The sequence below is a fragment of the Aquirufa sp. genome (genome assembly GCF_044377215.1).
Lineage (GTDB): Bacteria > Bacteroidota > Bacteroidia > Cytophagales > Spirosomataceae > Aquirufa.
The window spans coordinates 25,594-46,434 of the sequence record NZ_JBILJM010000018.1; the positions used below are offsets into that span (position 1 = coordinate 25,594).

The 20,841-nt window shown below is 41.8% G+C and carries 19 protein-coding genes and 1 tRNA gene; 10 read left to right on the plus strand and 10 right to left on the minus strand.

Features of this window, described 5'->3' with window-relative positions; translation table 11 throughout:
• Positions 1 to 5: 5 nt before the first annotated feature.
• The 7 genes from ACIQ6T_RS07130 to ACIQ6T_RS07160 form a co-directional block, all read right to left on the minus strand.
• On the minus strand, positions 6 to 614 hold the full coding sequence (locus ACIQ6T_RS07130; protein ID WP_395785214.1) for a c-type cytochrome: 609 nt from the start codon (positions 612 to 614) through the stop codon (positions 6 to 8).
• Between the two features lie 37 nt (positions 615 to 651).
• Positions 652 to 1,170, minus strand: coding sequence for a DUF3341 domain-containing protein (locus tag ACIQ6T_RS07135; RefSeq protein WP_395785215.1), 519 nt, complete (start codon positions 1,168 to 1,170; stop codon positions 652 to 654).
• 31 nt (positions 1,171 to 1,201) lie between these two features.
• A complete protein-coding gene (nrfD, locus tag ACIQ6T_RS07140; protein ID WP_395785216.1) occupies positions 1,202 to 2,602 on the minus strand; it encodes an NrfD/PsrC family molybdoenzyme membrane anchor subunit in 1,401 nt (466 codons plus the stop codon).
• 30 nt (positions 2,603 to 2,632) lie between these two features.
• Positions 2,633 to 5,677: a TAT-variant-translocated molybdopterin oxidoreductase gene (locus ACIQ6T_RS07145; protein WP_395785217.1), complete on the minus strand. Its 3,045-nt coding sequence runs from the start codon at positions 5,675 to 5,677 to the stop codon at positions 2,633 to 2,635.
• Positions 5,678 to 5,722: 45 nt separating this feature from the next.
• Positions 5,723 to 6,931 carry a c-type cytochrome gene (locus tag ACIQ6T_RS07150; RefSeq protein WP_395785218.1) on the minus strand — a complete coding sequence of 403 codons (1,209 nt, stop codon included), beginning with the start codon at positions 6,929 to 6,931 and terminating at the stop codon, positions 5,723 to 5,725.
• Between the two features lie 216 nt (positions 6,932 to 7,147).
• Positions 7,148 to 7,218, minus strand: a tRNA-Cys gene (locus tag ACIQ6T_RS07155).
• A gap of 106 nt (positions 7,219 to 7,324) precedes the next feature.
• Complete coding sequence (locus tag ACIQ6T_RS07160; protein WP_395785219.1) at positions 7,325 to 8,623, minus strand: metallophosphoesterase; 1,299 nt, start codon at positions 8,621 to 8,623, stop codon at positions 7,325 to 7,327.
• On the opposite strand from ACIQ6T_RS07160, the gene ACIQ6T_RS07165 reads away from it, so the two are divergent.
• On the plus strand, positions 8,611 to 9,399 hold the full coding sequence (locus ACIQ6T_RS07165; protein ID WP_395785220.1) for a hypothetical protein: 789 nt from the start codon (positions 8,611 to 8,613) through the stop codon (positions 9,397 to 9,399). The genes ACIQ6T_RS07160 and ACIQ6T_RS07165 overlap by 13 nt on opposite strands.
• A 61-nt stretch (positions 9,400 to 9,460) precedes the next feature.
• Here the strand turns inward: ACIQ6T_RS07165 and ACIQ6T_RS07170 are convergent, their stop codons facing one another.
• Entirely contained in the window at positions 9,461 to 10,651 is a 1,191-nt protein-coding gene (locus tag ACIQ6T_RS07170; protein ID WP_395785221.1) for a M20 family metallopeptidase, read from the minus strand.
• 161 nt (positions 10,652 to 10,812) lie between these two features.
• On the opposite strand from ACIQ6T_RS07170, the gene ACIQ6T_RS07175 reads away from it, so the two are divergent.
• Together ACIQ6T_RS07175 and ACIQ6T_RS07180 are read left to right on the plus strand one after the other, a co-directional pair.
• A complete protein-coding gene (locus ACIQ6T_RS07175; protein WP_395785222.1) occupies positions 10,813 to 11,328 on the plus strand; it encodes an HNH endonuclease in 516 nt (171 codons plus the stop codon).
• Positions 11,328 to 12,119, plus strand: a complete 792-nt coding sequence (locus ACIQ6T_RS07180; RefSeq protein ID WP_395785223.1) for a DUF2520 domain-containing protein — start codon at positions 11,328 to 11,330, stop codon at positions 12,117 to 12,119. Before ACIQ6T_RS07175 ends, ACIQ6T_RS07180 begins: the two co-directional genes overlap by 1 nt.
• Here ACIQ6T_RS07180 and ACIQ6T_RS07185 read toward each other — a convergent pair.
• The gene (locus ACIQ6T_RS07185; RefSeq protein WP_395785224.1) at positions 12,112 to 12,564 is read right to left on the minus strand and encodes a hypothetical protein; all 453 of its coding nucleotides are present in this window, start codon (positions 12,562 to 12,564) and stop codon (positions 12,112 to 12,114) included. The genes ACIQ6T_RS07180 and ACIQ6T_RS07185 overlap by 8 nt on opposite strands.
• A 73-nt stretch (positions 12,565 to 12,637) precedes the next feature.
• Here ACIQ6T_RS07185 and prfA point away from each other — a divergent pair, with 73 nt between their 5' ends.
• A complete protein-coding gene (gene prfA / locus ACIQ6T_RS07190; RefSeq protein ID WP_395785225.1) occupies positions 12,638 to 13,708 on the plus strand; it encodes a peptide chain release factor 1 in 1,071 nt (356 codons plus the stop codon).
• A gap of 242 nt (positions 13,709 to 13,950) precedes the next feature.
• Here prfA and ACIQ6T_RS07195 read toward each other — a convergent pair whose 3' ends face one another.
• On the minus strand, positions 13,951 to 14,979 hold the full coding sequence (locus ACIQ6T_RS07195) for a sensor histidine kinase (protein ID WP_395785226.1): 1,029 nt from the start codon (positions 14,977 to 14,979) through the stop codon (positions 13,951 to 13,953).
• Between the two features lie 58 nt (positions 14,980 to 15,037).
• On the opposite strand from ACIQ6T_RS07195, the gene purB reads away from it, so the two are divergent.
• From purB to trpC, 6 genes are all read left to right on the plus strand, one after another.
• Entirely contained in the window at positions 15,038 to 16,393 is a 1,356-nt protein-coding gene (gene purB / locus ACIQ6T_RS07200) for an adenylosuccinate lyase (protein WP_395785227.1), read from the plus strand.
• A gap of 54 nt (positions 16,394 to 16,447) precedes the next feature.
• On the plus strand, positions 16,448 to 16,831 hold the full coding sequence (locus ACIQ6T_RS07205; RefSeq protein ID WP_395785228.1) for a VOC family protein: 384 nt from the start codon (positions 16,448 to 16,450) through the stop codon (positions 16,829 to 16,831).
• 187 nt (positions 16,832 to 17,018) lie between these two features.
• Positions 17,019 to 18,428, plus strand: a complete 1,410-nt coding sequence (locus tag ACIQ6T_RS07210; protein ID WP_395785229.1) for an anthranilate synthase component I family protein — start codon at positions 17,019 to 17,021, stop codon at positions 18,426 to 18,428.
• Positions 18,429 to 18,434: 6 nt separating this feature from the next.
• Positions 18,435 to 19,001 (plus strand): anthranilate synthase component II, encoded by a 567-nt coding sequence (locus ACIQ6T_RS07215; protein WP_395785230.1) that lies wholly within the window; start codon positions 18,435 to 18,437, stop codon positions 18,999 to 19,001.
• A 3-nt stretch (positions 19,002 to 19,004) separates the two neighbouring features.
• The gene (trpD, locus tag ACIQ6T_RS07220) at positions 19,005 to 19,994 is read left to right on the plus strand and encodes an anthranilate phosphoribosyltransferase (protein ID WP_395785231.1); all 990 of its coding nucleotides are present in this window, start codon (positions 19,005 to 19,007) and stop codon (positions 19,992 to 19,994) included.
• Between the two features lie 60 nt (positions 19,995 to 20,054).
• Positions 20,055 to 20,840: an indole-3-glycerol phosphate synthase TrpC gene (gene trpC / locus ACIQ6T_RS07225; RefSeq protein WP_395785232.1), complete on the plus strand. Its 786-nt coding sequence runs from the start codon at positions 20,055 to 20,057 to the stop codon at positions 20,838 to 20,840.
• Position 20,841 lies beyond the last annotated feature (1 nt).

The window sequence follows — 20,841 nt, forward strand, 5'->3', positions numbered from 1 at the left end:
TTGAATTATTGTTTTTGCAATTCGTGAACGTATAGTACAATCTTCCATCTATTTTCAGATGATATTTGTGATCCATGTGCCCACATTCTACCCTTTCCATGTGTGATAACGTGATAGATATGTCCGTCATTCATGTCCTTTAGTGCATCACTTGAATATACAGGAACACCTTTGTAGGCTTTGGCTACTAAACCATCTCCTTTACCAGCTTCCCCATGGCAGTGTTGGCAAAAACGCTCATATTGCAATTTCCCTGCTTCAATATTTTCTGGAGTGGCCGAAATTGGATTAAATAATGATTTCTCTGAATAGGATATACTATCCGTGGGGATTGCTTTTGATGTCAACTCCTGGGTTAAAAATGCCTGCTTTAAGCTATCTGAACCTGTGTAAACTTTACGAGAAACGGTTCCTTTTACAGGCAATCTCATATTCAAGCCTAGCGGGTTAATTGTATTACTATCGCCTTCTGTTTGGCTCATTGGCTCATATCCAACTGAGTGATACATATTAGGGGCGAATTCAGTTCCTGTATCATTGTGGTCAGATCCGCAAGACATTAATCCTGCTACAATACTGGCTACTAAAACGAATTTAATTCTTGGATTAAACATGTTGTTATGCTTCTTCGTGAACAATTGTTCTTATTAATTATTTAACATTTACTTCCACTGCACCAGAATCCTTTAGGGCTTTCTTGATATCAGCTACACTTACTTTATTCTTGTCTACATTGATTGCCATCACAAATTTATCATCTGTTGTACGGATATCTAGAGGAAGCGTTTTGTTTCCTGGCCATAAATCATTTGATATACAGAAAGTAGATACTAGTCCAAAAGCCGTGAATAATACCGTTCCTTCAAAGGCGATTGGAATCCAGTTTGGTAATGCAAAGAAATCTTTACCTCCAATAATCATCGGCCAGTCAAATACCATCGTGTAGCTAATCAATGAAAAGGCACAAATCATACCCAATGTGCCAAACATGAATGCTGCAACGGGCAATCTCGTGCGATCATGACCCACTGCAACGTCTAATCCGTGAATAGGGAAGGGAGAATACACATCCTCAACTTTGATTCCTTTTGCTTTTACCGCAGTTACCGCATGTAAAACCTCATCCTCATCGTCGTAAACTCCTAAAATGTAATTAGTTGTCGAACTCATATTTTTTTAATTTCGAATTTGCTAAATAGAATTACTCTTCAGATTTTTTTGTTGGCTTAATACGTTTAATCGTAAATTCCGTCGATACGCCTTTCATTACCGACTTCACCTCGGCCATATTGACAACAGGTAAATATTTCGCGAATAAGAAGAACAGCGTAAAGAATAAACCGAATGAGAAGATATAATCACCAATATCATACATCGTAGGGGAGAACATCGCCCAAGATGAGGGAATATAATCACGGTGTAATGACGTCACAATAATTACGAATCGCTCAAACCACATACCTACGTTTACCACAATTGATAAGATGAATGAAACCATCAAGTTCGTACGGATCGCTTTTGACCAGAATAACTGCGGAGAAATTACGTTACAAGTCATCATCATCCAATATGCCCACCAGTATGGACCAGTAGCCCGGTTAACAAACGCATAACTTTCATATTCTACTCCAGAGTACCATGCGATGAAGAATTCAGTTAAATAGGCGATACCTACAACCGAACCCGTTACCGTAATTACGATGTTCATCATTTCAATATGCTCAATCGTAATGTAATCTTCTAATTTGAAAACGACACGCGTGATTAATAACAATGTTTGTACCATCGCGAAACCTGAGAAGATCGCACCCGCCACGAAGTATGGAGGGAAGATTGTAGTATGCCAACCAGGAATAACAGACGTAGCAAAGTCCATCGATACAATGGTGTGTACAGAAAGTACAAGCGGTGTAGAGATACCTGCCAAAATCAATGACATATACTCATAACGCGCCCAAGTCTTCGAAGAACCTGTCCATCCTAAGCTGAAAAAACCGTACCAAAACTTACGACCTTTTGTTGTTGCACGGTCACGAATCGTTGCCAAATCTGGCACAAGACCCATATACCAAAATAATAGGGATACAGATAAATACGTTGAGATTGCAAATACGTCCCAAACCAAGGGAGAGTTAAAGTTAACCCATAAAGATCCAAATGCATTTGGAAGTGGTAAAGCCCAGTGAGCTAACCAAGGACGTCCCATGTGTGCAAGGATAAACGATGCTGCACAAAGTACGGCAAAGATCGTCATCGCTTCCGCTGAACGGTTAATGGATGTTCTCCATTTTTGGCGGAATAATAATAATACAGCCGAGATCAAGGTTCCCGCGTGACCGATACCAACCCACCAAACGAAGTTCGTGATATCCCAAGCCCAACCAACGGTTTTATTTAATCCCCAAACGCCAATACCTTGCCACCAAGTGTAGAAAAGGCAATAAGCACCATAAATGAATACAAGACAAGAGATCCCGAATGCAATTTTCCATTCCTTTGTAGGCTCTCCCTCTACTTGCTTGCAGATATCGTGGGTAACATCGGAATAAGACTTTCCACCAGTAACTAGTTTCTCTCTTATGGGTGATACAACGTGCGACATATTTTTATTTACTGTTTTACGATTAAAAATTTATGCTTTTTTAGCATCCTTATTACGAACTTTCTTTAAGTAAGAAATATTTGGTTTTACGTTAATTTCTTCAATTACGTGGAATGCACGACCTTCTTTCTCCACAAGTAATAATTTAGAGATTTCAGATACAGGATCATTCATATCACCAAAAGTAATCGCATTTGTAGGACAAGATTGAGCACAAGCTACTTGAATCTCTCCATCTACGGGACGGCGCTTTTCTTTCTTTGCTACCAATTTGCCCTCTTGTATACGCTGAACGCACATTGAGCATTTTTCCATTACCCCACGTGAACGAACCGTTACGTCAGGGTTAATTACCATACGACCTAAATCGTTATTGAAATGGAAATCAAAGTCATCTGTTTGGAAATAACGGAACCAGTTGAACCGACGAACTTTATATGGACAGTTGTTTGCGCAATAACGCGTTCCAATACAACGGTTGTACGTCATTTGGTTCAAACCTTCTGTCGAGTGAGTTGTTGCCAATACCGGACAAACCGTCTCACAAGGAGCATTATTACAGTGCTGACATAACATCGGCTGGAATATAACCTCAGGATTATCCGACGCAATTTCTAAACCTTGCATATCTTCTACCTCAGCATCCGATGAATAATACCGGTCAATACGCATCCAATGCATTTCACGACGGTTAACAACTTCCTGACGGCCTACTACTGGTACGTTGTTTTCTGCCGAACATGAAATCACACAAGCCGAACATCCCGTACATGTATTCAAGTCAATCACCATACCCCACGCATGGTTATTGTATTCGTGACCATTCCACAACGATAAATCAGTTGCGTCTTTTTCGCCTTCAGATGTTTTTACACGTGGTGTAAAGCTTCCAGCTTTTGCATCTTTTACAAAGTCTGCCAATACCGTTTCTTGAACGACCGCTTGGCGCGCCATAACCGTATTGTGTGTTTGTGTTTGTGCAATTTCTTTCGTGTCACCAGTTGGTGCTACCGAAACTCCCTGTGTACAAATACCCACACATGCGCCATTGATCTCAGAGATATACGGATACGCATTTACTCCTACGCCATCTGCAGACTTACCTGCTTTCGTACGTCCGTATCCGATCGCAATGGCAATTGTATCTTGCGCTTGGCCTGGTTGAACTAACACAGGCAAAGTCACTTCGTATCCTTTAGCGCCTACTTTAACTAAGTCGCCTTGCTTTAATTTTAACCTTGTAGCCGTTGGCTGCGAGATGGATGCATAATTATCCCAACACGCTTTTGAAACTGGCTCAGGGAATTCTTGCAACCATGGGTTGTTGGCCTGAGAACCTGTACCTAAGCCAACTTTCTCATAAACAGCGATTTCTAAACCAGTAGATGCTGCTGCGTATGCTTTGTTAATGGCAGATGAAGCAGAAGCTACGTCAACGGATGGACTAGCGGCAGAAATCGAACCTGTATTTGGTTCAAATACGCCATTGTGTAATGCTGAGTTCCAAGCAACTTTTCCACCTTTCAAAATTGTGGTTTCCCAGTTGCGCTCTAAATACGCTTGGTAGTCACTTGCTAAGCCAGCCCAAGTTAAGAAACTTGATTGTGCTTGACGCGTTTTGAAAATGGTTGAAATAGCAGGTTGCGTTAATGAATAGAAACCAGCTTTTGGTTCTGCATCATTCCAAGATTCTAAGTAATGTGAATCTGGAGCAATAAATTGACACAATGAAGCAGTTTCGTCTGCACGATCATTGGTTGCTAAACTAAGTTCCACTTTCGGTAAAGCTGCTGCTAACGCGGCTCCCATTGGGTGGTTATAAACTGGGTTTGCATTATAGAATATGACCGCTGCAATTGAACCTGCACTAGCGTCCTTAATAAAACTAGCCATCGCCATGTCATTACCTTGGCGGTAATTCATTGGGATTGCAGTATTTAGGGTGGTGCCATAGGCGCCAACTAACGCGTTAGTTGCTGCAACGATTTTTTGAACTTCGGGGTCATTTGATCCAGCAACTACGATAGAAGCTCCTTTAGAAGCGACTAAATCTTTTGCAGCTTTATCTAAATGATCAATTTTTACAGAACCACCCGCTGCAGTTGCAGCGCCAGTTAACTTAGCAACTGCATTGTAAAGTGCAACAGCTACTAAACCTTCTTGTGATGGCTTGTAAGTAGCACGGTAATCTGCATTCGCACCCGTATTTGAAAGAATTGTTTCAAATTGGTAATGACGCGACATGTCTCTTTTACCCCCTTTTTCAGAGCTTACACGGCGGGTTACCGCCCATTGCGCGGCAAATTCAGTAGGTGAAATCCAAGAACCTAAGAAGTCTGCTCCTATCGAAACGATTGTTTTCGCTTTGCTGAAATCGATGCTTGGTAAAATGCCACCATGAGCTTGTGTTAAACCATAAGCTGGATTGGCATCATATGAAATGTGTTGGGTTGTTGGGTATTTCGCCGCGAATTCAGCAATTACCTTTTTAGTCGTTGGAGAAAGAACCGTGTTTGAAATGATTCTGATTTGACCTCCTTTGGCAGCTACAGCAGCTAATTTTGCTGTAAACTCTTTATCTAATTGAGTCCAATCTGCAGCTTTACTACCGATTTGTGGACCTTTTAATTTTTCATTGTCATATAGACTCAATACCGAAGCATGTGCACGGCCTGAAAGTGTTCCTTTGGAAACCGATGATAATTTGTTACCCTCGATTTTGATCGGCCGACCTTCACGCGTCTTCACCAAAATTGAAGCATAATCGCCTCCGTCCGTGTAAGTCGATGCGTACCAGTTGGCAATCGTAGGCTCCACATCTTCTGGCTTGTTCAGATAAGGAATAGTTTTCTTAACTGGCGCTTCGCATGCAGCTAATGAAACGGCTGCAACACCGAATCCTAACATTTTAAGAAAATCACGACGATGAGTTCCTGCGCCATCGACTAAGGCATCGCCTTTCGAATCGTTTTCAGATGGCATATTGCCAAACTCATTGTGGACATTTTTGACAAACGATGGTTCATTGGTTAACTCCTCAATCCCTTTCCAATACCTCTTGTTCGAATTTTCCATATAATCTTTCTTATTCAGACTAATTTTGAATCTATTGTAAACCTATTAATAATGGCACTTAGAACACTCTAGGCCGCCTATGTTTTGTACTTTTAATGGAGTCTTGCTATCCTTATTATGAACTTCTACAAGTTTATCATAATAGGCATTGCCTTTTGCATTTACGTCTGATTGGCGGTGGCAGTCGATGCACCAGCCCATTGTCAACGATGAACGTTGCTCAACTACTTCCATTTTCTCGATTTCACCATGGCAGTTTTTACATTCTAATCCACCTACGTTTGTATGTTGTGAGTGGTTAAAATATGCCAAATCCGGCAAATTGTGAACACGAACCCATTGGATAGGCTCGTCATTTTCCAATGCTGTATAAATTTTTTGAATTTCTGGGGATTCGCGTTTGATGGCGTTGTGGCAGTTCATACAAATGTTTGCAGATGGCACGTTACCTCCTTTACCAGAGTATACGCCTGTGTGACAGTAGTTACAGTTGATTTCATACTGCCCTGCGTGTAATTTGTGTGAAAATTTGATTGGTTGCTCTGGAGCATATCCTTGATGGATACCTACGCCATAAGCCGCATCAATAGTCGCTTTACCACCTAATAAAAGGGCTAAAACCAAAACACCTGTCTTTACTGCCGAGTTTGCCGCTAATTCTTTTAGGTTGGCCGAAATGCGTTGCATCAATGGAGTCTCTGCAGCAGCCTCTGGATTTTGCGTGATTTTACCTAACGTATTTACAATTGAAAGTAATGCGATCAATACGAGAACCATAATGATTAAAAGTCCAATTAATAAGACTTCCATCATTCCGCCAGAGCTAGCTGCTGCTGTTCCTTCGGCTCCCGCCGCTGGGGCCGCTCCCGCCGCCGGGGCTGCTGGTGCCACATTAGATGCATCGATGTAGGCAATAATACCTTTGATTTGATCATCCGAGAAATTCGGATAAGGTGTCATCGCAGCTTTATTGAACTTGTTATACAAGTCATTCGCATATTTATCGCCTGAGGCAATCATTGCTTGTGGATTATGAACCCATTTGATGATCCATTCAATCGGGCGACGCTCACTAATTCCTTTTAGACCTGGCCCAACAAGTACCTCGTCAGTTGATGCATGGCATGCCGCACAGTTGTTTTTAAATAATGTTTCCCCTTCCGCTGCATCTTGAGCGTATACTGCGCCAAAAGTGGCTAAAAATAATGTGAAGGATAATAGAAACTTAACGAGAGTTATTTTTTTGCAAAACATAATATTGATTTTCTCATTTTAATTCAGTCCGCAAAACTACAATCCGAATTTTTAGGAAACAATTTATTCGTAGAGCAATTTCGTGTTTTTTTAAGGTTTTAGCGGTTATTTAGAATTTTTCAAAATAATCTAAAGACGAAAATGTAATTTTTCTAGAGTAGTTTGTACAAAACGGAGTTTAACAAAAAAACCTTCCGGATGGGAAGGTTTTTTCTGAGGTTTCGAGCGGATTCGAACCGCTGTAGAAGGTTTTGCAGACCTCTGCCTAACCACTCGGCCACGAAACCAGTTAATTGGGACGCAAATTTAGCTTTTTTTCAATTAGGAGCAAGGGGAATGATAAAAAATAGTAGTCAGTCGGCTGTGATCAGTCGATAGCCTCTACTCTCTATTCTAACTTAATGTAAATATGGTAATCTCCGGCGGCATCCCCACACGTCCTGGATAGCCCAAATAACCAAATCCACGATTCACATAGAGTTGTTGGCCATCCTCCTCATACAATCCCGCCCATTGTTTATAAATATATTTTGCTGGCGACCATGTATCAAAACCTGGAATCTTTACCCCGAATTGCGCCCCGTGCGTATGCCCCGCAAACGCTATATCGATATCTTTAAATTTGGCATTTTTCGTTACCTCGGCATTCCAATGCGTTGGATCATGCGATAATAATAATTTGGTCGCAGCCTCCTCTGTCCCCGCATATGCCTTAGCTAAATTGCCATACCACGGGAAGCGGCCGATACCAATATTTTGTACGCCAATAATAGCTAATTTTTCGCCTGACTCCGAAATGATATGATTTTCATCCATGAGTAGGTTCCAGCCCATTAATTCATGCGCCTTCATCAAATTATTTAAATTTTCTTTTTTGGCCGCTGGACTTTTCCATTTCACATAGTCTCCATAATCGTGATTGCCTAAGGTGCTAAAAACGCCATAAGGAGCTTTGATTTTTGAAAACATCTTAAAATAATCCGTTAATTCTTTGGATTCATTATTTACTAAATCCCCCGTAAAAAATACGAGGTCCGTTTTTTCACGCATGAGCATATCTACGCCACCCTCTACAGCTGTTTTGTTGAAAAAGCTTCCTGAATGTATGTCCGACAACTGAGCAATGCGCATGCCCCGGAATTCTTTGGGGAGTTTCGGTATTTTTAGACTTACTTTTTCGATGCGGTAATCATGTGCACCAGAAAGAATGCCAAAGGCAAATGTGGCAGCCGGAACAGCACCTACTGCTAAAGCGGCTTGTGAAAGGAATTCATGCCGACTGATCGCGCTCGGATCTTTTTTGCGAATTTTATTATTTCCCCAGCGGAAAAAGCGGGTGATATCCTCTAACAGCAAAAACAGAATAATGGATATTTTGCTAAATACCGAAATCATGACTAATGACATGAACGTAACACGCAGTTCGTTTTTCCAGGCGTGCAAAGGCAAGGAATTATATGAAACAATGCCTAAAAGAATAAATACAGTAAAGCCCCAAAAGAAATATTTAGCCGTTTTTTGGATACGATTAGTTGATTTTTTGAAGGCAGTTTTTACGGCCATCCAAACATAGTAATCCAATGCAACAAGTACAATACTGATAAAAGGCACAAAAAACATTTTATTCATGGGTTCTAAACTATCTTTGCGGTTCAATTGTTCCAAAAGTGCAAATATATATGAAAAAGACATTAAGTATTTACGGAGGCGGTTGGGTAGGCGCACCATTGGCATTTAAACTAGCATTAGCGGATTTTGATGTTCATGTTTCTGCCTCTCAAGTACATCCCCAAGCCAAACATCCGCACGTACATGTGGTCGATTTTCGTGCCAGCGACGAGACAACTGAGAGCGAATGGTCACAAATGAATCAATCTGCAATTCAAGTTTGGTCCATTCCCCCACGCCGTAAGAAAAACTCGGAAGAACAATATTTGCGAATCGTACAAAATTGGGTCAGCGGCTTGGATGCTGAAAAAGTGGAGAAAATTATCTTTTTGTCCTCTACATCTGTCTATGCAAATGTGTCGGCTATCGTGGATGAAACGGCTGAAATCAATGAAAATTCATTGATGGCCCAAGCAGAAGCTATTGTTTCGGCCTCTCCAATCACATCTATAATTTTACGCCTGGGAGGCCTAATGGGAGGAGACCGATTTGTAGCTAAATACTTTTCAAATAAGCGGAATGACGGCGCGAATTGCCCTGTCAATTATGTTCATAAAGACGATGTAGTCAATTTAATTGCCCTTACATGTGAGAAAATCCAATCCGGGATCTATAACATTGTTGCTCCCGAACACCCCACCAAACAAGATGTGGGTATGAACGATTGTGAAAAACGTGGCATGAATTCGGGTTACTGGGATTCGAGCCAACCGTGTTTAGGGGGTAAAATTGTTTCGGGAGATAAAATCGTAGAGGAATTAACGTACGATTTTAAATGGCCTGATCCGATGGAGTTTTAATCACAAATTGTACAGACGCAATACTTTGCGTCTTTTTTTTAAGACGCGAGGTATCGCGTCTCTACATTTTCAATTCACTCACTGCCAGCCAAGCCATTAAACCTGGCCCAATTGCCAACGCTTTTTCATCAATATCAAATGTAGGTGTATGTACGCCGCTGATAATACCACGCGCTTCATTCCGAATCCCAAGTCGATAAAAACATGCATCGACATGGTGGGTGTAGAAAGCAAAATCCTCGCCAGCCATCCAAAGATCTAAATCCACCACATTTTCTTCGCCCATATATTCGATAGCCGCGGCTTTGGCTTTACGTGTTAATTCAGGATTATTTTGTAAAAATGGATAGCCTTTCAAAACCTCAAAAATTGCCTCACCTCCCATAGCATCTGCGATTCCTTCCGCTAATTTTTTCATCTTTAACAAGCCTTCTGCCCGCCAAGTTTCATCCATTGCCCGGAATGTACCCGCAATATTCACTTCATCAGGAATAACATTAGTAGCCCCTAATCCCTCAATTTTTCCAAAAGTTAACACAGAAGGTAATTTTGGATTTTTATTTCGTGAAATGATTTGCTGCATCGCCACAATGATATGCGATGCAATAACAATTGGATCGATACATGCATCCGGCATGGCTCCATGCCCACCTTTGCCGATAACCTTGATGTATATTTCATCCGTACTGGCCATATACATGCCTTCTCGGAACCCTATTTTGCCAACTGGAACATTCGTAGCAACATGTTGGCCAAAAATACTTGCAGGCTTTGGGTTTTCTAAAACCCCTTCCTGAATCATTATGCTGGCACCACCTGGAGCTTTCTCCTCTGCTGGCTGGAAAATCAATTTCACGGCACCTTCAAACTCTTCTTTAATGGATTGCAAAATACGTGCTGTCCCCAACAATGATGAGGTATGCACATCATGCCCGCAGGCATGCATAACTCCAGGGGTTTGTGATTTATAAGGGACATCATTCGTCTCTAAAATTGGCAACGCGTCCATATCGGCGCGCAACGCAACTACCCGACTCGTTGGGTTTTTGCCTTCAATCAAAGCCACCAACCCTGTATTTGCTAATGGCGTACTCGCAATACCCATAAGGGCTAATTGTTTTTGTACATAAGCCTGTGTTTCAAATTCTTGAAAAGACAATTCGGGATGCTGGTGAATGTGGTGCCTGTACGCAACTGTTTCGGTTGTGTGTGCAGCCGCTAGTGATTTGATCTTTTCAATAAGTGAAGGCATCAGAAAATATTTATTTTGACAAAAGTACAAAATATGGCTTAAATAGCTCTAAATCGAAATGAGAGCTCTTCTAATTATTTTATGGCAAGCCCTTGTCAATCAGGTTATTATTTTTTTTAACTTTAAAGCATGTGCTACTGAATGCAATAATTTTTTCCCCCATGAGTCAAAAAGTATTAGTCCTTAACCAAGATTATAGTGCCTTGACCATTTGCTCGATGCCCAAGGCTTTTTTATTAGTTTACCTCAATAAAGCTGAATTAATAGCCGAATCAACTTCAGAAAAGCTTCACTCCATCCATCAAACTTTTCCCTATCCCTCGGTCATTCGACTAAATCGCTATGTTTATTTTCCGTATAAGGGGGTGGTGTTAAGCCGACAAAACATCTTCAAACGCGATGGTAATCAATGTCAATATTGCGGATCTGGCGACCATTTGACATTGGATCATGTTATCCCTAAATCGCGCCAAGGACGTACCTCATGGGATAATTTGATAACGGCGTGTAAATATTGTAACTCTAAAAAGGGACATTTGACTCCCGAGGAAGCAGGAATGCATTTATTGCGCAAGCCATTCAAGCCATCATTTGTTATGTTTTTGCGAAATTTTTCCGGAATTTTGAATCATCAATGGCTCCCCTTTGTAGGATCTAAGACTGAACCCATGTATTAATGTTAAAAATCTCGTTTATTGGTGCAGGCCATGTGGCCTGGCACCTTTCTCAAGCGCTGGAAAATGCCGGTCATAGTGTGCAAGAAGTATTTAGTCGCAATCCCGCCAAAGCCAAAGACGTTGTTTCTTATTTGTATAATGCCCAAGTGCAGGAGCATTTAGATTATTCAGAATCGACCTCTACCGTATTTTTTCTATGTATTCCCGAGTCAGCTTACAGTTTGGTACTACCTGAGCTACTTTTACCCAAATATGCAACGTTAATTCTTGTGGCCGGCACGACCTCTTTGCCTGAAGCAATGATTCAATACGACCCTCTCCGTGAAAGCACAAATCAGCTAGGGGTGTTTTTCCCGGTCCAACATCTGCAAGCGGAACGCAAAATTAATTTAAGTCATACACCCATCTGCATTGAGGTATTAGTGGAAGAAACAGAGGCTTTATTAGTGCATTTGGCAAAGGACATCTCGGATTCTATTTATTTAGTGAACGGAGAGGAGCGCAAACGGATTCACTTAGCCATGTTGATGGCAGGGGTTTTTACCCAACAATTGTGGTTACAAGCGCAATCGCTACTTGAATCTATCGATCTAGATAAACAGCTAATTCAAGGGCTTATGCAAAATTACGCTCAGGCATTTTTCGCAAATCAGGTGCTGGCATCCAATCAAGAATTAGCCAAACTACAAGATACCCGGATCAGTCTTGACCATCAATCACTACTTGAGAAGCCTGAAATGAGGGAAATTTACCGCAATATGGTGGAATTGATTCGACAAAAATCTATTTGATTAATTTGCGATCCATTTTTTGGATCACCTGTACTTTGCTAAAACCAATAATAATAATTTGATTATTGTTTGTTGGGAAAATGTAAAATAAGCTATCACCTGCCACATTTTTTTGAATACTAGGAGGAACTTCTTGATTCAAAGATTGGCTATAGGCTAGCGCATCTAATACCTGTTGAATTTTGGCGTCTTTAACTTGTCCGCGTAACGATTGGGCATTTCCCTGAATGTATCTAACTGTATATTTTGTTCTAAGAGCCGTGTCCTGCAAATTTTGCTGCATTTGCTGGCCCCACTCATCCACTTGATTAACGATATCTTGTGGAAGTACCCGTTTGACTTGCCGCGCTTTCATCTCTTTTACGGCTGCTGCCGTATCAATACGGGTAGAGAAGTCACATTGAGTAAATAAAAATAGAACGACTAAAAAGCAGATGTTTTTCATATTGAAAAATGTAAAGCGCAAAGGTATTCATTAATTGGTTATCTTTGCGCAGATTTTTAACCCCACAGAAGACATGCTGGAGCAGCTAGAAGCCATCCGAGAGAGATTCCTTGAAGTAGAACAACAGATTGCGATGCCGGAAATTGTTTCCGATTTAAAGAAATTCAAGACCTTAAGTAAGGAGTACAAAGACCTGCAAAAAATTGTTGATCAATACATCACCTACCAAAATTTATTAAAATCAATCGAGGAAGCTAAGTCAGTCATTGCAACCGAAAAAGACGAGGATTTTCGTGATATGGCTAAAGCCGAATTGGAGGAACTAGCTCCTCAAGAAAAAGAGATGCAAGAGGTGTTGAAGGAGTTGTTGATTCCACGTGATCCGAACGATTCAAAGGATTGTATTTTGGAAATTCGGGGTGGAACAGGTGGAGATGAAGCGTCTATTTTTGCAGGCGATTTATTTCGCATGTATCAACGGTTTGCAGAAAAACAAGGTTGGACGTTCCAAATTATGGACTTTACCGATGGTTCAGCTGGAGGATATAAAGAGATTATTATTTCCGTACAAGGAGAGGATGTTTATGCCAAATTGAAATTTGAATCGGGTGTTCATCGTGTGCAGCGTGTCCCCGCCACAGAATCAGCAGGACGCATTCATACCTCAGCAGCTACCGTTGCTGTGATGCCAGAAGCTGATGAGGTGGATGTGCAAATCAATATGAATGATATTCGCAAAGACACATTCTGTTCTTCAGGTGCAGGTGGACAATCCGTAAACACAACCTACTCAGCAGTTCGTGTGACGCACATTCCCTCTGGTTTAGTTGTTCAATGTCAAGATGAGCGTTCCCAAATCAAGAATTTTGACAAAGCGATGACAGTTTTGCGTTCGCGTTTATACGAAATCGAATTAGCAAAACGTAACGCAGAGATCGCGGGAAATCGGAAATCGATGGTTGGCACAGGCGATCGCTCAGATAAAATTAGAACCTATAATTACCCGCAGGGCCGTGTTACAGATCATCGGATTGGGCTAACTGTATATAATTTACCTACCGTTATGGATGGCGAAATTGCTGAATTTATTGAGCAGTTACGCATTGCAGAAAATGCGGAGCGTCTAACAGAAGGGGCAGTTTAGATTTTGTAGAACGCATACGTTGCGTCTCTTTTGATTATTAGACGCGAGGTATCGCGTCTCTACATGTTGATTTGACGCCGGTATCGCGTTTTTTGATTATTAGACGCGAGGTATCGCGTCTCTACATGTTGATTTGACGCCGGTATCGCGTTTTTTTGATTATCAGACGCCGGTATCGCGTCTCTACATGTTGATTCGACGCCGGTATCGCGTCTCTACATGTTGATTTTACGCCGATTGCCCTAAGCCTTTTCTAGCTTAAACTCAAACCGAGTCCCCTTGTTTATCTCCGATTGCACCGAAATCTTACTGTTGTGCGCTTGGACGATGTGTTTAACAATGGAAAGTCCCAGTCCCGTTCCCCCCGAATTTTTCGAGCGGCTTTTGTCAACCCGATAGAATCGTTCAAAGATACGATGTAAGTGTTCTTCCGGAATCCCAGGCCCATTATCCACAACCGATATTGTGTATACTTTTTTCTTTTCTGTTATGATAATCTGAACAAGCCCCTTGTCTTTGCCATACTTGATGGCATTAACGACCAAATTCAAAATCACCTGCGAAATCCGTTGTTCATCAGCTTTAACTTGAATCATTCCTACAGGAGCGATGAGTTTGAGTTTAGCGTCTCTTTTTTTGGCTTTTGCCTCCAATTGTTCGAATAATTCTTCAATCAATGGCCGAAGATTAATTTTCTTCTTTTCAATTTTAATTGCCCCTGTTTCAATCTGAGAAACAGTTAATAAATCTTGAACCAAATTATCTAAACCATCTAAACTTTTGGCTGCCTTTTCTAGGAATTTGACACGGATTTCAATGTCCTCATCTGGATTATCCAATAACGTATGAACAAAACCCTGAGCCGCAAAAATGGGAGTTTTTAATTCATGAGAAACATCTGCCAAAAATTCTTGGCGGTACTTCGCCGCTTTCTTCAAATCTTGAACCTCCCCCTCTTTGGATGCTACGTAGGTATTTAATTCCTTTTTTAAGAGTTCGATCGGATTTGTTTTTTCCACCAACTGCTTGCGTGGGGTGACTGAAAAGTCCTTCTTTTTTATCTGCTTGATTCGGTCATACAATTGATTGACCTCCTGAAATACTAAATAATCGAGCGCGAAATAGATTAAAATCGAACCGAATATAAAACAACTAATGAAACTAATGACCAAAATGGTCAAATCACTCGACGGCAAAAACGAGATAAATGCCGTAGTCACACCTGAGATGAAAAAGGATAAAACGACCGAAAGATATCTAGGCTGTAACATGTTCGAATTTACAGATTAATTTTTAAAATGTTGTACCTTTGCGCTTTGAATAGATCTTATGGACTTAAATCTGCTTACGGCAATCTCCCCAGTTGATGGCCGTTACCGTCGCCAAACCCACTCACTCGCTCCTTATTTTTCTGAGTTTGGGTTAATCCAATATCGCGTTCGTGTCGAAATTGAATATTTCATCGCTCTTTGCGAAATTCCATTAGCTCCGTTAGCGAGCTTTCCTAAGGAACATTTTGCAGCACTACGTGCGATGTATATCAATTTCACGGAAGCTGATGCACAATGGATTAAGGAAACCGAAAAAGTAACAAACCACGACGTTAAGGCAGTTGAGTATTTCATCAAAGATCGAATGCTGGCACTTCCTGGAGATCTGACCCCTTACGTTGAATTCATCCACTTTGGCCTTACATCCCAAGATATTAATAATACCGCCATCCCACTTTCGATTGCGGAGGCACATAAACAGGTTATCTTGCCGGCTTATCAGGCGGTTATTGAGATTTTAGAAGCCTATGCAATTGAGTGGAAAGAGATTCCGTTGTTGGCGCATACACATGGCCAACCGGCTTCTCCGACACGCTTAGGAAAAGAAATTATGGTTTTTGTTGAGCGATTAAATCGCCAACTAGACTTATTGGCGCAAGTCCCATTTACCGGAAAATTTGGTGGTGCAACAGGTAATTTCAATGCGCATCAGGTATCATTTCCAGAGATTAATTGGCCGGAATTTGCTGCCAATTTACATGCGAATCTAGGGATTACACGGTCAAAATACACGACGCAAATTGAGCATTACGATAATTTAGCTGCCTATTTTGATGGCTTAAAGCGATTGGATACAATCCTTATTGACTTGTCTCGCGACATTTGGCAATACATTTCGATGGGTTATTTCAAACAAAAAATCAAGGCAGGAGAAATTGGTTCTTCAGCGATGCCCCATAAAGTAAACCCAATTGATTTTGAAAATGCCGAAGGAAACTTAGCCATGGCAAATGCCTTCTTTGAATTCTTATCTGCGAAGCTTCCTATTTCTCGTTTGCAGCGTGATTTGACGGATTCTACCGTACTTCGTAATGTAGGAACTCCGCTAGCGCATGTGGTGATTTCGTTGAATTCATTGCAGCGTGGTTTGAGTAAATTGGAATTGAATAATAGCAAAATCCAACAAGATTTAGAGGATAACTGGGTAGTCATTGCGGAGGCAATTCAAACCGTTTTACGCCGAGAAGCTTTCCCAAAACCATATGAAGCCTTGAAGGATTTAACCCGTCACCACGGCAAAATTGACCAGGCTGTTTTCCACGCATTCATTGACGGATTAGCTGTGACTGATGCCATTAAAGCCGAATTGAAATTAATTAGCCCATTTAACTTCGTAGGCCGCGACGAAAATTAATACATTAACTAAACCCCTCCGGACTCTTTCCCTCCGGACTTCGGACTTTTGACTATGAACCACCGCCTCATGCACATCGCCCTTGTGGTCGCCGATTACGACGAAGCAATCGCTTGGTACACGGAAAAGCTTGGCTTTAGTTTAATTGAAGACACCCGACTTAACGATGTGAAACGTTGGGTTTTAGTGCAACCATCGGGGAAGGGTTCATGCCAATTGTTACTAGCCAAGGCTGCAACTGACGAGCAAAAATCCCGTGTTGGAAATCAAACCGGTGGCCGCGTTTTCTTGTTTTTGCACACGGATGACTTCGAAAAAGACCATCAAAATTTGATGAAGCACAACATTAAAATCGTTCGCGGTCCCGTGGTAGAAGAATATGGTCAGGTCTTAGTATTCGAGGATTTATATGGAAATTTGTGGGATTTAATTGGCTAAAATTTTGAATTAAGAGATTTCAGTTTACATTTGCATGAAATTAATACGACAATGACAAAAGCAACATACAACAAAAACTGGTGGCAAGGCTAATACCCCCTTGAACAGTTTCGCTGTGTGTACATGATATGTTTACCAAAGGCTTGCTGTTCTCAGTAAGCCTTTTTTAATTTTGTCCCTAGAAAACATGTCTATAATTCAAATTCGAACTACTAGAAAATCGCTGTTGGCCGACACCCTCACGCCAATCGGCATTTTCATGAAGATTCGTAAAAACTTCAAGAATTCCGTAATCCTTGAATCCGCTGATTACCACGGTCGGGAACACGGATTTTCGCATATTGCCTTTGACCCTGTTGCTTCATTTGAATTAACAGATTCAAATGTTATTCAAATATTTCCTGACGGGTCCATAGAAAAGTTCACTTTGGAGAACCGCCGGGATGCCATTCAAGCCCTCAAAGCTTTTGCGGATCGATTTGGTTTTCAAAAAGAAAAAGGAGATTCGCCCATGGCGAATGGTTTGTTTGGCCATATTTCATACGATGCGGTAACCTACTTTGAGGATATTGAGATTCAAGCGAAAAATCCCGAAACGGAAATTCCATCCATTCGCTATTTTGTGTACCGCTATGTGGTTGCGGTCAACCATTTCAATAATCAAATGTCGCTTTATGCGCATAGTTACGATGGTTCGGAGCCTTCCTTTGATACGATTACGTATTTGTTGAACATGCCACATTACGATTCTGAGCGCTTCGAATTAGTCGGTGAGGAGACAAGTAACTTGACAGATCCACAAGTAAAAGAAATTGTGGAAACCTGCATCAAACATTGTTTACGTGGGGATGTTTTCCAAATTGTCCCATCCCGTCGTTTTGCCCAAGGATTTAAAGGGGATGATTTTCAATTATACAGAGCTTTACGCTCCGTGAACCCCTCCCCGTATTTGTTCTATTTCGACTATGAGCACTACCGAATTTTAGGCGCGTCGCCTGAAAAGCAAATAAAAATCGAAGGGGATGTTGCTGAGATTCACCCGATCGCGGGAACATTTAGACGCTCGGGGGATGATGCCCGTGATGCGGAATTAGCCCAAGAATTATTGGCAGATCCTAAAGAAACGGCCGAACATGTGATGCTCGTCGACTTAGCGCGCAATGATTTAAGCCGAAGTGCGGACCAGGTCAAAGTAGAGACCTTCAAGGAAGTACAATTCTTTTCGCACGTGATTCACCTGGTTTCTAAAGTGACTGGTCGTTTACAAAAAGTAGTTAATCCCTTGCAGTTAGTGGCGGATACGTTTCCTGCGGGAACCTTAAGTGGCGCGCCAAAGCATAATGCGATGACCATCATTAATCGCTTAGAACCAACGAATCGAGCCATTTACGGCGGGGCTATCGGTTTTATGGATTTTCAAGGAAACTTCAATCATGCGATTGCGATTCGTACGTTCTTGAGTAAAGGCAACACGCTATATTTCCAAGCAGGGATGGGCGTAGTTGCCAAGTCTGTTGTTGCCAGTGAAATGCAAGAGATACATAATAAATTAGCAGCTTTGCGTCGCGCATTGGAAGTTGCCTCCACTTTAAGCTAAGCCGATATGAAGAACGTTTTGGTACTAGACAATTATGATTCCTTTGTATATAATTTAGTTTACTTACTAAAGGAATTAGGTGCGCACGTAGATGTGTTTCGCAATGATAAGATAACATTAGAGGAGGTTGGCAACTACGATCAAATCCTATTATCCCCAGGTCCAGGTATTCCTTCAGAGGCCGGAATCATGATGGATTTATTGAAGGAGTATAAGTCGACAAAAAAGATTTTGGGGGTTTGCTTAGGTCACCAAGCTATCGCGGAGGCCTTTGGTTCGGAATTGCAAAATATGGGGGAAGTTCTGCATGGCGTGACGACTGAATGTCAGGTACTCGACCCTGCAGAACGGCTGTTTTTGGATATTCCAGCCCGCTTTGAGGTTTGTCGGTACCATTCCTGGACAGTGATTCCGGGATCCATGCCTACGGACTTAAAGATAACGGCGCAGGATGACAAAGGGTATGTGCTGGCGGAGGCGCACCAGCGATTCGATGTGCGTGGCGTACAATTTCACCCTGAGGCGTATTTGACGCAACATGGATTACAAATGATTAAAAATTGGATGAAATAAAATATGAAAAAGGTTCTAGAAAGAAGAGTGAGTGGAGAGGCGTTGTCAGAACATGAGGCGCGTGAGGTGATGTTGGAAATCGGGAATGGCGGAGTTAATCCAAGCCAAATCGCCGCATTTTTGTCATCTTACTGGTATCATCCGATTCAAGTACACGAGTTAAAAGGCTTTGTTGCTGCTATGCTTGAGCTTGCAGTGACGATTGATTTGTCGGAGTTCGATGCCATGGATGTGTGTGGAACGGGTGGTGATGGGAAGGATACGTTTAACATAAGTACGACTTCTTCGTTTATCATTGTAGGTGCAGGTCAAAAAATTGCCAAACACGGCAATCACGGGGTGTCGTCCTCTGTGGGATCTTCTACAGTTTTAGAATTTTTGGGATTGAAATTTAACAATGACCCGAAAGTATTAAAACGTAAAATGGAAACATCCGGTATGTGCTTTTTACACGCACCTTTGTTTCATCCTGCGATGCGTTTTGTGGGCCCGATTCGGAAAGAGTTGGGGATGAAAACGTTTTTTAACTTGCTGGGGCCTTTGTTGAATCCGGCGAATGTCAACAAGCAATTGACAGGAGTGTATTCGCCCGAAGTGTTCGATTTGTATGCGGGATTCTTTAAGGATTCGAGTAAGAAGTATGGGATTGTTTTTGCGGAGGATGGCTATGATGAGATTTCGTTGACTTCAAATTTTCGATTAGAAACAAATACGGGCCGACAGGTTTATTCGCCTTCAGATTTGGGTTGTGAATATGTCCAACAATCCGAGTTGTTTGGAGGGGCAAATGTGGAGGAATCGGCCAATATGTTATACAAGATTTTACAACGAGAAGGGACACCGGCACAAACGAATGCCGTGCTTGCGAATGCAGGTGCAGCGTTATGGGTTGCCGAGAAAGCGCCATCATTAACGGATGGTTTTGCCATGGCGAAAGAATCCTTGGAAAGCGGGAAAGCGTTTCAGGTGTTCAAGAAGTTTATAATGGATTAAGACGCGAGGTATCGCGAAAATAAATAGACGCGAGGTATCGCGTCTTTACAACTAACTGGTATGAGTATTTTAGACCAAATCATTGCCACCAAACGAGCGGAAGTCGCCGCAGCAAAAGCGCACGTTTCTGTGTCTGCGCTTGAAAAGCAGGGCTATTTTGCGCGTGCTTGTCATTCGTTGGCCATGTCGTTGGTCCAACCAGCATCCACGGGTATTATTGCAGAATTTAAGCGCAAGTCACCATCGAAAGGTATCATCAATGATTCCATGGGAGTAGACGAAGTGACGCGTGGATATGTGGAAGCGGGAGCTGCTTGTCTATCTGTATTAACAGATACACCGTATTTTGGAGGCACCTATGCCGACTTTAATTTAGCGCGTTTGACCAACCCGAACACACCCATTTTGCGTAAGGACTTCATGATCGACGCATACCAAATTATTGAGGCGAAATCGATGGGTGCGGATGTGGTTTTATTAATTGCCGCGGCATTAAACCCAGCGGAAATCAAAACATTAGGTTTGTTGGCGCGTTCCTTAGGTATGGAAACGCTCCTCGAGGTGCACGACCAAGAGGAATTGGAACGTTCATTGGGCGATTACATTTCGGTGGTGGGCGTGAACAATCGGAACCTAAAGAATTTTTCTGAGCAAAATGTGGAGGCATCCAAAGTGCTTGCCGACAAAATTCCGGCACAATTTGTCAAAGTTTCAGAGAGCTGTATTTCAGGCCCTGAGATTATTACAGATTTGAAAGGATACGGATATCGTGGATTTTTGATCGGTGAAAGTTTTATGAAGACCATTAATCCGGGTCAAGCATTAACTGATTTTTTAAAGCAATAAA

What these genes read in the sequence shown, in the direction of transcription:
- ACIQ6T_RS07130 (WP_395785214.1), bottom strand. Translation starts at nt 614, where the DNA reads ATGTTTAATCCAAGAATTAAATTCGTTTTAGTAGCCAGTATTGTAGCA.
- ACIQ6T_RS07145 (WP_395785217.1), bottom strand. Translation starts at nt 5,677, where the DNA reads ATGGAAAATTCGAACAAGAGGTATTGGAAAGGGATTGAGGAGTTAACC.
- ACIQ6T_RS07150 (WP_395785218.1), bottom strand. Translation starts at nt 6,931, where the DNA reads ATGTTTTGCAAAAAAATAACTCTCGTTAAGTTTCTATTATCCTTCACA.
- trpC (WP_395785232.1), top strand. Translation starts at nt 20,055, where the DNA reads ATGAGTATTTTAGACCAAATCATTGCCACCAAACGAGCGGAAGTCGCC.
- trpD (WP_395785231.1), top strand. Translation starts at nt 19,005, where the DNA reads ATGAAAAAGGTTCTAGAAAGAAGAGTGAGTGGAGAGGCGTTGTCAGAA.
- ACIQ6T_RS07170 (WP_395785221.1), bottom strand. Translation starts at nt 10,651, where the DNA reads ATGCCTTCACTTATTGAAAAGATCAAATCACTAGCGGCTGCACACACA.
- ACIQ6T_RS07175 (WP_395785222.1), top strand. Translation starts at nt 10,813, where the DNA reads ATGAGTCAAAAAGTATTAGTCCTTAACCAAGATTATAGTGCCTTGACC.
- prfA (WP_395785225.1), top strand. Translation starts at nt 12,638, where the DNA reads ATGCTGGAGCAGCTAGAAGCCATCCGAGAGAGATTCCTTGAAGTAGAA.
- ACIQ6T_RS07205 (WP_395785228.1), top strand. Translation starts at nt 16,448, where the DNA reads ATGAACCACCGCCTCATGCACATCGCCCTTGTGGTCGCCGATTACGAC.
- ACIQ6T_RS07135 (WP_395785215.1), bottom strand. Translation starts at nt 1,170, where the DNA reads ATGAGTTCGACAACTAATTACATTTTAGGAGTTTACGACGATGAGGAT.
- ACIQ6T_RS07215 (WP_395785230.1), top strand. Translation starts at nt 18,435, where the DNA reads ATGAAGAACGTTTTGGTACTAGACAATTATGATTCCTTTGTATATAAT.
- ACIQ6T_RS07195 (WP_395785226.1), bottom strand. Translation starts at nt 14,979, where the DNA reads ATGTTACAGCCTAGATATCTTTCGGTCGTTTTATCCTTTTTCATCTCA.
- ACIQ6T_RS07210 (WP_395785229.1), top strand. Translation starts at nt 17,019, where the DNA reads ATGTCTATAATTCAAATTCGAACTACTAGAAAATCGCTGTTGGCCGAC.
- purB (WP_395785227.1), top strand. Translation starts at nt 15,038, where the DNA reads ATGGACTTAAATCTGCTTACGGCAATCTCCCCAGTTGATGGCCGTTAC.
- nrfD (WP_395785216.1), bottom strand. Translation starts at nt 2,602, where the DNA reads ATGTCGCACGTTGTATCACCCATAAGAGAGAAACTAGTTACTGGTGGA.
- ACIQ6T_RS07160 (WP_395785219.1), bottom strand. Translation starts at nt 8,623, where the DNA reads ATGTCTTTTTCATATATATTTGCACTTTTGGAACAATTGAACCGCAAA.
- ACIQ6T_RS07165 (WP_395785220.1), top strand. Translation starts at nt 8,611, where the DNA reads ATGAAAAAGACATTAAGTATTTACGGAGGCGGTTGGGTAGGCGCACCA.
- ACIQ6T_RS07180 (WP_395785223.1), top strand. Translation starts at nt 11,328, where the DNA reads ATGTTAAAAATCTCGTTTATTGGTGCAGGCCATGTGGCCTGGCACCTT.
- ACIQ6T_RS07185 (WP_395785224.1), bottom strand. Translation starts at nt 12,564, where the DNA reads ATGAAAAACATCTGCTTTTTAGTCGTTCTATTTTTATTTACTCAATGT.